Raw genomic sequence first — 13,984 nt, 5'->3', positions numbered from 1 at the left:
ACGCCTCCCCCGGCCGTCCCGCACCCCGGAACGGCACCCCCGCCCCGGGCCGCCGCCCACCCTCCCAGAGGTCACGGCCGCCGCCCGGCCGGGCAACGGCCACCGGCACGGACCACCGGCACGTCCCCGGCCCCCGCGCACAACGGCCGTAAATGGCCGCCCCTTCAGCCACCCGTGACATGACGGACACCGAAATCTCCCGCCGCCCGCCCGGCAACCCTTCGGCCGCCTACGGACTCTTCTCCGGAGGGCGCGGCACCGCCGCGTCCCGCGACGACGGTCACACGGAAACCGAGGGACGCATGGGCGGGGTAGGCGGAAGGACCACGAGGCGGGCGAGGCCGGAGGCGCCACCGGCGCGCCGGGCGGAACTGCTGATGCTGGGCTTCGCGGTGCTGCTCACCCTGTTCGGCCACGCCTGCGTGGGGCTGGCCACGGCGGACCGGCTGCCGGACGACCTGTTCGAGTACGCGGCCGGGCTGTCGGCCGCCGCGGGCGCCGGGCACCTGATGGTCCGCCGGTTCGCGCCGTACGCCGACCCGTTGATCCTGCCGCTGGCCGTGGCCCTGAGCGGGCTGGGACTGGTCCTGCTGCAGCGCCTCGACCTCTCGTACGCCATCCGGTTCCACGCCACCCCGAGCGAGGGGAACCAGCGGCTGTGGAGCGTCATCGGACTGGCCGTCTGCCTGGCCGTGCCCGCGCTGCTCAAGGACCACCGCCACCTGCGGCGGTACACGTACGTGATGGTGTTCGGCGCCCTGGTGCTGCTGATGGCCCCGGCGTTCTTCGGGGCGGACGCCTACGGCGCCAAACGCTGGATCCGGCTGGGCGCCCTCTCCTTCCAGCCGGGCGAGTTCGTCAAGATCGGCATCGCCGTCTTCTTCGCCGGCTACCTGACCCAGTACAAGGACGCCCTGGCCCTGACCGGCCGCCGCGTCCTGGGCTTCCCGCTGCCGCGGGGACGCCAGTTCGGGCCGATCGCCGCCGTGTGGCTGCTGAGCCTGCTGGTCCTCATCTTCGAACGGGACCTGGGCACGTCGCTCATCTTCTTCGGACTGTTCGTGATCATGCTGTACGCGGCCACCGAGCGCGGCGGCTGGGTGGTGTCGGGCCTGCTGATGTTCGCCGTGGGCGCCGCGGTGGTCGGCAGCCTCGAACCGCACGTGAAGGGCCGCGTCTCCGCCTGGCTGCACCCGATGTCCTACTGGGACACGCCCCGGCCGCCGGGCATCGTCTCCGACCAGTCCGCCCAGGCGCTCTTCAGTTTCGGCAGCGGCGGCGTCCTGGGCACCGGGCTCGGCAGCGGCCACTCCGACCTCATCGGCTTCGCCGGCCGCAGCGACTTCATCCTCACCACCGTCGGCGAGGAGCTGGGCCTGGCCGGCCTGATGGCCGTCCTGCTGCTCTACGCCCTCCTCGTCGAGCGCGGCTTCCGTACGGCCCTGGGCGCGCGCGACGCGTTCGGCACCCTGCTCGCCACCGGGCTGTCAGGGGCCCTCGCGCTCCAGGTGTTCGTGGTCGCCGGCGGGGTCACCGGCCTGATCCCGCTGACCGGCAAGGCCCTGCCGTTCCTCGCCTCGGGCGGCTCGTCCCAGGTCGCCACCTGGGTGCTCGTCGGCCTCCTTCTCAAAATCAGCGATGCGGCCCGCCGGCCGGACCCGGCCCCGGCGGCGGCCGGAGTGGACGAACAGGCGACGCAGATGATCCATCGGTAGCCCAACTCCCGCGCGGGCACGACCCCTTGCCCCGTTGTTCAACAATCCCTATCGTCGTCTGACACCACCGCCCCTTTCACACCGGCGAGGTGTCCATGCGCACACCCCCGCACGCCACCACCCCCGCCGCCGCCCGGGCCGCGTTCCGCTCCGGCCGCGCCGAGCCCACCGCGGGCTGGGCGGACGGCCACACCCAGGCCAACCTGATCGCCGTTCCGGCCGACTGGGCGTACGACATGCTCCTCTTCGCCCAGCGCAACCCGCGGCCCTGCCCGGTCCTCGACGTCACCGAGCCGGGCGGCGTCACCACCCCGCTCGCCCCGGGCGCCGACCTGCGGACCGACCTGCCCAAGTACCGCGTCTGGCGCGACGGGCGGCCGGTGGCCGAGCCCACCGACGTCGGCGACGTCTGGCGGGACGACCTCGTCGCGTTCCTCATCGGGTGCAGCTTCACCTTCGAGGGCGCCCTGCGCACGGCGGGCGTACCGCTGCGCCACGTGGAGCAGGGCCGCAACGTCTCCATGTACGTGACGAACCGTCAGTGCCGCCCGGCGGGCCGGCTCCGCGGGCCGCTCGTGGTGTCCATGCGCCCGATCCCCGCCGGCCTGGTCGCGACCGCGCACCGGCTGACCGCGCTGATGCCCGCCGTGCACGGCGCGCCCGTGCACGCCGGCGACCCGGCGGAACTCGGCATCGCGGACCTGGCCCGGCCGGACTTCGGCGACCCGTGCGCCGCCCGGGAGGGGGACGTGCCCGTCTTCTGGGCCTGCGGCGTCACCCCGCAGGCCGCCCTGGCGGCCTCCGCGCCGCCCTTCGCGATCACCCACGCCCCCGGGCACATGCTCGTCACGGACGTCCGCGACGAGGAGTACCGGGTGCTGTGACGGCGGCCGCCGCCCCGTCGCCTCCCGGCCTTCAGGAGCAGCTGCTGCTGCTGCTGCAACTCGACGACGAGCAGCTGCTCGACGAACAGCTCGATCCCGAGGAACAGCTCGACCCCGATGAGGAGTCGGACGAGGAACAGCCGGAACAGGACGAGCAGAGCAGACCGCCGGTGTGCCCGGCCGAGCTACCGGAGTCGCGCGTGGTGCCGCCGCCGCAGGAGGCACCGACGACGAGCACCGCGCCACAGGACCACGAGGAGGACGACGAGGACGACGAGGACGCGGCGGTGCCGGCGTCCGAGGGGCTCCGGTGGCTCCGGCCGTTCCGCGACCGCCGGGAGGGCGCCGGCCCCTGTGCGGCGACGCGTTCGAACTCCCGGCGCAGCCGGCCGTCGGGCAGCGCGCCCGTGCCGCCCACCGCGACCACGCCCGCGGCGCCCTCCGGGTGGCGGGCCGGGTCGGGCTCGTTCCAGGGGGCCGCGCCGATCCGCTCCCGCGCCGCCAGGCGGCCCTCCGAGGTGAAGGGCATCAGCGTCTTCCGCCGCCGACACAGCAGCCGCACCGTGATGCCGCACCCGACCAGGGCGAGGGCCGCGATCGAGGCGGGCCGGAACGTCACCAGGGCGACGACGCCCGTCAGCAGCAGCCCGAGCGGCTGGATCCACGAGGCCCGGGGCCACCAGCGCTGGACGTCCGGCCGCAGCAGCACCCCCCGTTGGACCAGCGAGCGGTGCAGGTCCCCTACGGCCGGGTCCTCGCGCAGGTCGCGGCGGAGCTTCCGCAGCGAACGGGCCCAGTCGTTGCCGCAGTGGCGCAGCAGCGCGCGTTCCAGGGCGTCGCGCGAGGCGGGGCTGACGACCGTGACCCGGCCGCCGTCCACGGTGACGCGCCCGTCCTGGTGCATCGCGGTGATCACGGTGTCCGCGACGCGGCCCGCGCCGCCGGTCAGATAGGCGAGGTCGAGCCGGTCGAGCCCGGCCCCGGGCAGCACGTCGCCCTGGCCCAGGTACCACAGCCGCAGCACCCAGACCGTGGGCGCGACGACGGTCAGCACGGTCAGCACAAGCAGAAGGATCATCGGTCGCTGCCTTTCGGTCGGCGCGTCGCGGGCCGGGCGGACAGGGCCGCCGCGAGGCGGCGGAGCGGGCCGGGCCGGGTGGTCTCCTCCGGCGCGGCAGTCCACTCCGTCAGCCGCCGGGCCGGCTCGCCGGAGACCGCGGCGGTGCGCAGCAGGTGGCGGGCGAAGTCCCGGGCGTCGCGCCGGTAGCCGTGCTCCATGGGCCGGCCGGCGGCGTAGGCGAGGAACAGCGGCCGGTACCGGTCGCCGAGGATGCCGGCGAGTTCCGGGGCGACCTTGGCGACGACGCGGAGCCGCTTGGTCAGCAGCACGTCGCGCTGCACCGCCAGCCGGGCCGGGTCGAAGCCGGCCGGCGGCGGGGTGTCCTCGACGAGGGCGGAGAGCAGGCCGTGCTGGGCGCGGGCGAGCCGCCGGCGGGCGGCGTCGAGGTCAGCCGACACGGCCGGCCGGGCCGTACGTCCGGGCGGTCACGGCGCGGACGGCGTCGAGTTCGGCGGCCAGCCCGTCCGCCGAGGGGAAGTCGTCGTCCCGTTCCAGCAGGACACCGGGCGGGGTGACGCGGGAGCACAGGTCGGCGAGGACGTCGAGGACGGGCGGGCCGACGGGATGGGCGTGGGTGTCGTGCCACACGCCGTCGTGCTCGTGGCCGCCGGCCACGTGGACGTAGGCGATGGCCTCCACCGGGAGCTCGTCGAGCGCGCGGGACGGGTCCTCGCCGCGGTTGACGTGGTTGGTGTGCAGGTTGGCGACGTCGACGAGGAGCCGTACGCCGGTCCGTTCGACGAGTTCGGCGAGGAACGCGCCTTCGGTGAAGTCCTCGTCGGGCCAGGCCAGGTAGCCGGCGATGTTCTCCAGCGCGAGCGGTACCGGCAGAGCCTCCTGGGCCAGCCGGACGTTGGCGCAGAGGACGTCGAGGGCGTCCCGGGTCCGCGGGACGGGCAGCAGGTGCCCGGCCTCCAGGCGGTGGGACGGCAGCAGCCTGCCGCCGGACCGCACGAAGGCGATGTGCTCGCTGACCAGCGGGGAGCCGAGGGCCTCCGCGAGGTCGGCGAGGGCGGCGAGCCGGGCGAGGTCGGGCCGCTCGGCGCCGCCCAGCCCGAGCGAGACGCCGTGCGGCACGACGGGCAGACCGCGGGCGCGCAGCCGGCGCAGCGGCTCGGGCAGGCGGCCGGGGCACAGGTTTTCGGCCACCACCTCGACCCAGTCGACGCCCGGCAGCGCCGCGATGTCGTCCGCGATCTCCGGCCGCCAGCCGATCCCCGTCCCCAGCGTCCCCGAGACATTCATGATCCCCACCCCAAGGCCCCCGGGGCCTTGGGGACCCCGGGTGATTCCGCCCGCTCACCATATAAATCCCCGGGGGAAACGGGACAGGGCCGTGGAGTGATCCAGGTCACCCCACGGGGGCGGCCAGCAGGTCGGGGTGGTGGCGCCGGGCCACGCCCGGGTGGGCCCGCAGCCAGCCCTTGATCTCGTTGCGGCCGTACTCGGCGAACAGCGGGTTCGCCGCGTCCTGGGTCACGCCGGGGGCGCGGTGCGCGTGCGGGAAGGGGACGGGCTCGATACGGGCGTCCAGCCGCGGGTTGTAGAAGAAGGGGACGGAGTAGCGCTCGCGGGCGCCGGGCGGGCTGACGACGCGGTGGTTGGTGGCCTTGAGGTAGCCGTTGGTGGCCACTTCGAGGAGCTCGCCGAGGTTGACGACGAAGGCGCCCGGCAGCGGGGGGACGTCGATGAACCGCCCGTCGGGGCCCTCCACTTGGAGGCCGCCGACCTCGTCCTGGAGGAGCAGGGTCAGGAAGCCGTAGTCCTTGTGCGCGCCGACGCCCTGACCGGAGCCGTCGGGGGCGCTGCCGGGGTAGCGGACGAGCTTGAGGTGCAGGTGGGGGCGGTCGGCGAAGGCGTCGTCGTAGAAGTCGGCCGGGGCGCCGATGGAGGCGAGGAGTTCGTGGAGCAGCCGCTCGGCCACGGAGCTGAGGCGGTCGATCCAGTGCAGGGCGGCGGTGCGCAGCTCGGGGAGGGCGGCGGGCCACTGGTTGGGGCCGTCCAGCCACCAGTAGCCGGGCTCGTCGACGGCGGGCGCGTGGGGCTCGCGTTCGGCCCCGATGTCGAGCTGGTCCCGCCAGTCGCGGCTGCCGCCGGTGCGCTCGTCGCCGATGCGCGTGTAGCCGCGGAAGTGGGGGGAGTTGAGGTTGCTGATGGCGAGCCGGTCGGCTTCCGGCAGGGCGAAGAAGGCGCGCATGGTGCGCATCAGGGCGGCGGTCTCGTCGTCGGTGATGCCGTGGCCCGTCAGGTGGAGGAAGCCGACGTCCCGGGCGGCGGCGTGCAGCGCCTCGTGGAGGCGGGCGCGGTCCTCGGGGGTGCCGGAGGCGGCGGAGAGGTCGATGACGGGGAGCTTGTCGTTCATGAGATGTCCACAGCGTGAGGGCCCGGGTACACCCGTGCTCCCCGCGCGTCCCGCACCGCCGCCCGGATACGGGCAGGGCGGAGCGGGGCGCGCGGAGTCGGAACGGGTGGGTGCCCGGTGCGAAGTGCGAGCGGTGCGAAAGCGCTGGGAAACAGCGCGGAAAAACGCTGAGAAGGAGCGCGGGAGAGCGCGCGGGGTCAGCGCGGGGAGCGCCCCGGCCCGGTCGGAAAGGACGGGCGGCGGCAGGCGCGGGTCAGCCGGAGAGGCGACAGGACATGCTCGTGACGCGCAGGAAGTCCACGTGGCGTCGCTTTACAAGCAGATTCACACGAAAGAGCGTATACGACCGCCGAGCGATTGTCGGTGTCCCCCTCGTCACACCCATTGACCTGGGTGAAGGCCGCGCCGGACAAGGGCCGGCCGGAGACCATCCGCCAGCCGACAGGCGGCCGGGACGGGAGCGGGAGGAGGCCGGAGCGAGCCGCGGCAGGCCCGCCCGGCGCGTCGCGTGGGGGCGCCGTCCGGGCGGGCCGACGGCCGGGAGACCCCGCCGCGCACCGCACGCTACCAGCCGGACGCACAGCGTCCGGACAGCGTCACTCACAGGCACCCCCGGTGACCGTCCCCCACCGGCGACCACCGCGGCGAGACGGGCCGGAAGGCCGCGGCGGCTCCGCGCACCTGCCCCGACGAGCGGCGATGGGGCGAATGAGTGAAATCCCGGAACTTCCCAAAACGGTCACAGTTACTCAGTTCGCTTCCCAGCGGGAAAAAACCTCTTCGATCGAAAGGCATAGACGTGCTCAAGAAGGCAATCGCCACGGCCGCGGTGACGGCTTCCGCAATCGGCGCCATGGCCACTCCCGCGATGGCATGGGCCGGCGACGAGCAGGACGCCGTCAACGGGAACGGCGCCAAGACCGGCTACGGCAACACCAAGACCGGCGGCAAGGAAAGCCCGCAGATGAGCCTGGTCCAGGGCTCGCTCAACAAGCTCTGCATCGGCCTCGGCCGGGCCAACATCCAGAACATCGTCGCTCTGGTCAACGTCGGCCTGCAGGACATCCCGATCCTCTCGTCGGAGCAGGAGCAGCAGTGCACCGACAACTCGACGATCAACGACGGTGACGACCCGCTGTCGCACATCCTCGACGATCTGCCGATCCTGTCGGGCAACGGCTCCGCCAACGGCTGACGTAGCACCGCGGTTCCAGGGGAATCCCCCGGTTCCGGCATCCGTGCCGGAATCGGGGGATTCTTTTTTCACGTCCGCTCGGCGGTGACGGCTTTCCTCACCCGCCTGCCGGGGCCTCGCGGATTTCCGGCCCGGACGGGGATTCCCCTCTCCGGGCCGTCGGGAATTGCCGGTTCCTGGCCCCTTGACGCAACTCTGGTCCAGTCCAACGATGTTCAGCGCGCAACCGCCCCCACCTCGTGAACACCTCAGTCACCGGGAGCATCCGTTGAGACGACGCTTGTCCGTCCGCGCCGTGGTGGCCGCGCTGGCCACCGCATGGGCCGGCGCGGGACTCGCCCTCGGCGGCGCCGGCACGGCGACCGCCGGTACCGCCGCCACCGCGGCCACCCCCTTACCCCCACGGGTCTTCGCGCCCTACTTCGAGACCTACGGCTCCGACAGCCCGGCAGCGCTCGCCGAGAAGTCGGGCGCGAAGCACCTCACCCTGGCCTTCCTCCAGACCGAGGCCAAGGGCTCCTGCACCCCCTACTGGAACGGCGACACCGGCAAGCCGGTGGATACCTCCGTCCTCGGCTCCGACATCGCGGCCATCCGCGCCCGGGGCGGGACGTCATCCCGTCCTTCGGCGGGTACGCGGCCGACAACGGCGGCACCGAACTCGCCGACAGCTGCACCGACGTCGACCGGATAGCCGAGGCGTTCGAGAAGGTCATCACCACCTACGACGTCACCCGGCTCGACCTGGACATCGAGGACAACTCGCTGACCAACACCGCCGGGATCGACCGCCGCAACAAGGCGATCAAGAAGGTCCAGGACTGGGCCGCCGCCAACGGGCGCACCGTGCAGTTCGCCTACACCCTGCCGACCACCACCCACGGCCTGGCGGACAGCGGGCTCGCCGTCCTGCGCAACGCCGTCGACAACGGCGCCCGGGTGGACGTCGTCAACATCATGACGTTCGACTACTACGACGGCGCGCAGCACGACATGGCCGCCGACACCATCACCGCCGCCGAGGGCCTGCACGGCCAACTCGCCCAGCTCTACCCGGACAGGAGCGACGCGCAGCGGTGGGCGATGGTCGGCGTCACCGAGATGCCGGGCATCGACGACTACGGGCCCGCCGAGACCTTCACCACCCAGGACGCGGTCAAGGTCTACGACTGGGCCGTCGGCAAGGGCATCAACACCCTCTCGTTCTGGGCCCTCCAGCGCGACAACGGCGGCTGCCCCGGCACCAAGGGGTCCGACACCTGCTCGGGGATCGCCCAGGACACCTGGTACTTCACCCACACCTTCGCGCCCTTCACCGGCGGCGGCTCCACGCAGCAGGACTTCTCCCTGTCCGTCTCCCCCGGCGCGGCCTCCGCGCCGCCGGGCGGCACCGCCACGGCGACCGTCGCCACGCGCGCGGTGTCCGGTCCGGCACAGACCGTGCGGCTCTCGGCGAGCGGTCTGCCGAAGGGGGTGACCGCGGAGTTCAGCCCGGCGTCGGTGACCGCGGGCGAGTCGGCGCGGCTCACGTTCACCGTCGCCAAGGACGCGGCGCCCGGCGCGTACCCGGTGACCGTCACCGGCACCGCGCCGTCGGGGAGCCACTCGGCGTCGTTCACCCTGACCGTCACCGGCTCCGGCACGCCCGGCCGGGTGGTCAACGGCGACTTCGAGTCCGGCTCCATCGGGCCGTGGACGTGCGACGACGGCGCGTCGGTGGTCAAGAGCCCGGTGCACGGCGGCACTTACGCGCTGCGGACCGTGCCGACGAGCGGCGGGACCGGCGAGTGCCGGCAGACCCTCACCCTCTCCCCCGCCACCTCGTACACGCTCACCGGCTGGGTGCGGGGGGACTACGCGTTCCTCGGCGTCTCGGGCGGGGCGAACGCGAGCCGCTGGGCGTCCGGCGGTGACTGGACCCGGCTGTCCGTGCCCTTCACGACCGACTCCACCGGCCGGGTGACGGTCTATGTGCACGGCTGGTTCGGGCAGGGGGCCGTCCTCGCGGACGACATCACGCTCGGCTGACACGCCGTCCGGTACGCGGGGCCCGCCGGACGGCCGGCGGGCCCCGAGCCGTTCCCCCGGCGGGGGCGCGCGTCACCCGGACGGGTCCGGAAGGCGCCCCGGCCGGGTGGTGCGCGCCCCCGCGCGCGGACGCGGCCGGGCCCCGTATGGAGTCGGTCAAGGCGCCCGTCGGCCGCCCCGGATCGTCTACAGTCGCGTAGACCGTCCACCGCCGTGTAGACGTCCGGCCCGTACCGTCGCGACGGGCGGGCCACCGCCCTCGACCGCCGGAGGCCGCTCAGCCGTGTCGTTCGCGCCCGCTCCGCCCGCCGCCCTCGCCGTCGACCTCCTCGACGCCTCCTCGCTGCTGACCTCCTTCGGTGCGGTGGGGGTGGCGGTCGTCCTGTTCGCCGAGACCGGTCTGCTCATCGGCTTCTTCCTGCCCGGGGACTCCCTGCTCTTCACCGCCGGCCTGCTGTGCCGGCCCGGCGCGCACGGCGGGCCGCGCCTGGACCTCGCCGAGGTGCTGGTGTGCGCGGCGGCCGGGGCGCTGGCCGGCGCGCAGTGCGGCTATCTGATCGGGCGGCGCGGCGGCCGGACGCTGCTCGCCCGCTCGCGCAACCGGCGGCTGCTGGACGGCGCGGCGCGGGCCGAGGAGCTGCTCGGCCGGTACGGGCACGCCCGCGCGGTGGTGCTCGCCCGGTTCGTGCCCGTGGTGCGGACGGTGCTCAACCCGCTGGCCGGGGCGCTGGCGGTGTCGGGGCGCGTCTTCCTGGTGTGGCAGGTGGCCGGCGGGCTGGTGTGGACGGCCGGGCTGGTGCTGGCGGGGTACGCCCTGGGGTCCGTCGTCCCGGACGTCGACCGGTATCTGCTGCCGCTGGTCGCGGCGGTGGTGGCGCTCTCGCTGCTGCCGTTCGCCGTGGAACTGCTGCGCGCCCGCCGCCGGGCGGGGGCCGGTACGCGCGGCGGGCGTGGGTAGGAGCGGCGGACGGGCACGGCGGCGGCCATGAGGGACACGAGGGAGGGGACATGACGGCCACTCCGCTGGCCTTCGACGGATCGGGCCTGGACGGCGGCCTCTACACGGAGGTCACCCGGGCGGCGCGGGACGCTCCCTGGCTGCTCAACGACACCGCGTCCGCCTGGTCGGCGCTCGGGCTCACCGCGTTCGCCGCGCTGATGACGGCCGCCTGGTGGCGGGCGCGCCGGGCGGACGCCCCGGTGATGGCGCGGGCGCTGGCCGTGCCGCTGATCGTGGCCCTGGCGTACGGCGTGAACGTGGCGCTCAAGGAGCTGGTGCGGGAGGACCGGCCGTGCCGGTCGCTGCCCGGGCGGTTCACGCTGGAGGCGTGTCCCCCGCCGGGCGACTGGTCGTTCCCCAGCAACCACGCGGCCGTCGCCTTCGCCGCGGCGGCGGCGCTCTGGGTGGTGGACCGGGTGCTGGCGGCGGGCGCCGTCCCGGCCGCCGTGATGATGGCCGCCTCCCGGGTCTGGGTGGGCGCCCACTATCCGCACGACGTGGCGGCGGGCGCGCTGCTCGGCGTCGTCCTGGCCGCGCCGCTCACCGTGTCGGCCGCGCGGGGCGCGCCCTGGGTGGCGCGGGCGCGCAAGGGACCGTTGCGCGGCCTCCTGCTGTCGTCCGTGCGACCGTCCGTGTGACGGCCGGGGCGGGTGGTGGAGGGGTCAGCACTGGAGGGGGTACGGGACCTGGTCGGTGGTCGGGCCGGTGTTGCGGCACATCTGGTAGCCCTGTTCACGCAGGTCGGTGATGATGCCGGAGAGGGCGTCGGGGAAGTTGCTGAAGAGGTGGCCGAGGATCACCCCGTTGTTCTTCTCCTCGGGGTGGCCTCGCGGACGGCGGTCCGGATCGCCTCGGCGTCGCGGAAGGCGCCGTCGGTCTGCTGCCAGTCGAGGGTGTCGATCGTCCAGTTGCACACGCGCTGCCCGATGCTCGCGGCGACCTCCGTCTCGCGCGGGCCGACGTCGCCGTAGGGCGGGCGCAGGAAGTTGCCGGGCAGTCCGTTGCGCAGCTCGTCCTGGAGCTCCTGGTCCGTCAGCCGGGTGAGCTGGCGGTGGGACCAGGTGTGGCTGCCGACCCAGTGGCCCTGCTGCCGGAGCGTCGCGGTGATCTGCGGGTATTGGGAGGCGTACTTGTTGATGAGGAAGAACGCGGCGCGGACGCCCTGGGCCTGGAGCTGGGCACCGATGCGGGTGGCGCGTTCGGGGTCGCTGTAGGCCCAGTCGTCCAGGGAGAGCAGCACCCGGCCGGAGGTGTTGCCGCAGCGCTCCCGGTCGTAGCCGGCGGCCGGCTCGGGGACCAGGGCCGGTGCCTGCCGGCCACCGGCCGGGGGTGGCCGGCGCCCTCGGGGGCGCCGTGGCCCTCGGGCCGGTGGTCGTGGGCGGCGGTGGGACGGGTGCCGCAGGTGCCCATGGCCGTGCCGTGCCGGTGGTCGTCGTGCGCGCCGCCCGGCCGGGCCTGGGGCTCGCACTCCGGGCGGTCGTCCACCGCGTTCATCGCGAAGGCCGAGCCGGCCACCAGTACGGCCGCGGCGGCGGCCGTCTTCAACGGCACCCGTTTGCGGCGCCGGTGGCGTCCGCGGCCGCGCCGGAGGACGCCACGGATTTCCGACATGCTGACTCCTCAACGGTGCGGACCGGCGGCGGGCGGCCGGTCCGGCACCTCACGCCCGGTGCCGGTGGGCGCGGAGAGGCACCGCTCCGGGACGAGCACCCGAGCTGGATCGGTGATCTTGGCTCCAGCCTCAGGGCAGGTATCCGCTCCCGCAACCGATGGGTCCGCCGTCCGGACCGCGCCCGGGCGCGGCAGCCGTCGCGGCCTCAGGTCCGGGCGGCGCGCGGCGAGTCGAGAGACGCCGACGGAGGACGGCGCGCACGCGAAGCAGTGCCGGACGATCCGACGACCAGCGCGGCCACGTCGCACAGCGACGCGCTCTCCGGCCCGCCGCGGGCGACGAGGCGGAGCACGGCCTCGGTGACGAAGCGGCGGCGCTCGTCCGGTCCGATCGATTCTCGGCATGCGGCTTTCCTGCACGGCCGGGGCGGCTGGGGGCGGCCGGACGTGATGACCGGTTCCGATCGGCCGCCGCACCGGCGACGTCCGATACCGACCGTGGACGACGCCCGCTGCCCCTTGCCGACCGAGGCCGGTGCGCAGGTCGAGCGCCGGGTGGCGGACCGGCCGCCACACCGCGGCCGCTTCCCCCGAACGGCCCCCCGCCGAGGTGAAATACGGAAGAATCCGGCCGAGGATCCAGGCGGCGGGCCCTCACCGGATGCCGTCGTCCCTGTCCCCCTTTGAGCACCCCGGCGGAGGAGCCCAGCATGCAGAGGCCGGAACGGGAACGCGCGGAGTCGGCCGCCCGGCAGGAGGCCGCGCAGCTCACCGCGCTCGGGGTGCGGGCCGTCGCGCTCACCTGGGTGGACAACGCCGGCATCACCCGCGTCAAGGCCGTCCCCACCGCCCGGCTCGCGCACGCGGCGCGGTGGGGCGTCGGGATGTCGCCGGTCTTCGACGTCTACCTCACCGACGACTCCAGCGTCACCAGCCCGTACACCGGCGGTCCCGACGGCGACCTGCGCCTCTTCCCCGACCTCGGCCGGCTGACCGTGCTGGCCGCCCAGCGCGGCTGGGCCTGGGCGCCCGCCGACCGGTTCGAGCAGGACGGGCGCCCGTACACCGGCTGCCAGCGGCGGTTCGCCCGCCGGATGGCCGCGCGGGCGGCCGAACGGGGGCTGCGGCCGCGGATGGGGTTCGAGACCGAGTGGGTGGTCGCCCGCCGCGACGGGTCCGGGCCGGGCGGGCCGCCGCCCGGCGCGGGGCCGGCCTACGGCATGGCCCGGCTGGTCGAGCTGTCCGGCTACCTCGGGGACGTGCTCGACGCCCTCACCGCCCAGCGCGTGGAGGTACTGCAACTCCATCCGGAGTACACGCCCGGCCAGTTCGAGGTGTCGGTGGCCCCCGCCGACCCGGTCGGCGCGGCCGATCTGGCCGTGCTCGTCCGGGAGACGGTCCGCGCGGTCTCCCACGCGCACGGCCTCGACGCCCTGTTCGGGCCCGTCGTCGCCCCGGACACCGTCGGCAACGGCGCCCATCTGCACCTGAGCCTGCTGCGCGGGGAGCGGAACCTGTGCCGGGGCGGCGACGGCCCCTGCGGGATGACGGCGGAGTGCGCCGCGTTCCTCGCCGGCGTGCTCCGCGAGCTCCCCGCCCTGCTGGCCCTCGGCGCCCCCTCCCCCGCCAGCCACCTGCGGCTGCGCCCTTCGCGGTGGGCCGGGGCGTACGCCTGCTGGGGGCCGGAGAACCGGGAGGCCGCCCTCCGGTTCATCCCCGGGCCGCCGGACGCCGAGGACCAGGCCAACGCCGAGGTGAAGTGCTTCGACGGCACCGCCAACCCGTATCTGGTGACCGGCGCGGTGCTCGCCGCCGGGCTGGCCGGGATCGAGACCGGCGCGGAGCTCCCGCCGCCCGTCGCCGGCGACCCCGCACACGGCGACGGGCACCGGCGGCTGCCGGACTCGCCGCCCGCCGCCCTGGACCGCTTCACCCGCTCCGAAGTGCTCCGCGAGGCGCTCGGCGACCCCCTCTTCTCGGCGGTCGCCGCCGTCCGGCGCGGCGAGATCGAGCGGTACGGAGGGGCGACGGCGGAGGAGCTCGCCGACGCGACGAAGGGGCGGTACTGA

At 74.7% G+C, this 13,984-nt stretch carries 10 protein-coding genes and 2 pseudogenes; 7 read left to right on the top strand and 5 right to left on the bottom strand.

What is annotated here, in order from left to right; genetic code table 11:
• Positions 1-302: 302 nt before the first annotated feature.
• Positions 303-1,715, top strand: a complete 1,413-nt coding sequence (locus tag ACQEVS_RS31140; RefSeq protein ID WP_433028085.1) for an FtsW/RodA/SpoVE family cell cycle protein — start codon at positions 303-305, stop codon at positions 1,713-1,715.
• A gap of 95 nt (positions 1,716-1,810) precedes the next feature.
• On the top strand, positions 1,811-2,599 hold the full coding sequence (locus tag ACQEVS_RS31135) for a putative hydro-lyase (RefSeq protein WP_433026293.1): 789 nt from the start codon (positions 1,811-1,813) through the stop codon (positions 2,597-2,599).
• Between the two features lie 31 nt (positions 2,600-2,630).
• Here the strand turns inward: ACQEVS_RS31135 and ACQEVS_RS31130 are convergent, their stop codons facing one another.
• The 3 genes and pseudogenes from ACQEVS_RS31130 to ACQEVS_RS31120 form a co-directional block, all read right to left on the bottom strand.
• Positions 2,631-3,677, bottom strand: a complete 1,047-nt coding sequence (locus ACQEVS_RS31130; protein ID WP_433026290.1) for a TIGR04222 domain-containing membrane protein — start codon at positions 3,675-3,677, stop codon at positions 2,631-2,633.
• Positions 3,674-4,964 (bottom strand): annotated as a pseudogene (locus ACQEVS_RS31125) (DUF692 domain-containing protein). Before ACQEVS_RS31125 ends, ACQEVS_RS31130 begins: the two are co-directional and overlap by 4 nt.
• A gap of 106 nt (positions 4,965-5,070) precedes the next feature.
• Positions 5,071-6,081 (bottom strand): isopenicillin N synthase family dioxygenase, encoded by a 1,011-nt coding sequence (locus ACQEVS_RS31120; RefSeq protein WP_433026287.1) that lies wholly within the window; start codon positions 6,079-6,081, stop codon positions 5,071-5,073.
• Positions 6,082-6,880: 799 nt separating this feature from the next.
• Here ACQEVS_RS31120 and ACQEVS_RS31115 point away from each other — a divergent pair.
• From ACQEVS_RS31115 to ACQEVS_RS31100, 4 genes and pseudogenes are all read left to right on the top strand, one after another.
• Complete coding sequence (locus ACQEVS_RS31115; RefSeq protein WP_433026284.1) at positions 6,881-7,276, top strand: rodlin; 396 nt, start codon at positions 6,881-6,883, stop codon at positions 7,274-7,276.
• 268 nt (positions 7,277-7,544) lie between these two features.
• Positions 7,545-9,304: pseudogene (locus tag ACQEVS_RS31110) on the top strand (carbohydrate binding domain-containing protein).
• A gap of 283 nt (positions 9,305-9,587) precedes the next feature.
• Positions 9,588-10,262, top strand: coding sequence for a DedA family protein (locus ACQEVS_RS31105; protein ID WP_433026281.1), 675 nt, complete (start codon positions 9,588-9,590; stop codon positions 10,260-10,262).
• A 50-nt stretch (positions 10,263-10,312) separates the two neighbouring features.
• Positions 10,313-10,942 carry a phosphatase PAP2 family protein gene (locus ACQEVS_RS31100; RefSeq protein ID WP_433026278.1) on the top strand — a complete coding sequence of 210 codons (630 nt, stop codon included), beginning with the start codon at positions 10,313-10,315 and terminating at the stop codon, positions 10,940-10,942.
• A gap of 24 nt (positions 10,943-10,966) precedes the next feature.
• On the opposite strand, the gene ACQEVS_RS31095 is transcribed toward ACQEVS_RS31100, so the two are convergent.
• The gene (locus tag ACQEVS_RS31095) at positions 10,967-11,104 is read right to left on the bottom strand and encodes a hypothetical protein (protein WP_433026275.1); all 138 of its coding nucleotides are present in this window, start codon (positions 11,102-11,104) and stop codon (positions 10,967-10,969) included.
• The gene (locus tag ACQEVS_RS31090) at positions 11,101-11,544 is read right to left on the bottom strand and encodes a polysaccharide deacetylase family protein (RefSeq protein WP_433026272.1); all 444 of its coding nucleotides are present in this window, start codon (positions 11,542-11,544) and stop codon (positions 11,101-11,103) included. Before ACQEVS_RS31090 ends, ACQEVS_RS31095 begins: the two co-directional genes overlap by 4 nt.
• 1,081 nt (positions 11,545-12,625) lie before the next feature.
• Between ACQEVS_RS31090 and ACQEVS_RS31085 the strand changes: the two genes are divergently transcribed.
• On the top strand, positions 12,626-13,984 hold the full coding sequence (locus ACQEVS_RS31085; RefSeq protein WP_433026269.1) for a glutamine synthetase: 1,359 nt from the start codon (positions 12,626-12,628) through the stop codon (positions 13,982-13,984).

This window comes from Streptomyces sp. CA-181903 (assembly GCF_050937075.1).
Taxonomy (GTDB): Bacteria; Actinomycetota; Actinomycetes; order Streptomycetales; family Streptomycetaceae; genus Streptomyces.
Note: the sequence above shows the minus strand (reverse complement) of the source record. Positions and strands in the feature narration are given on the sequence as shown.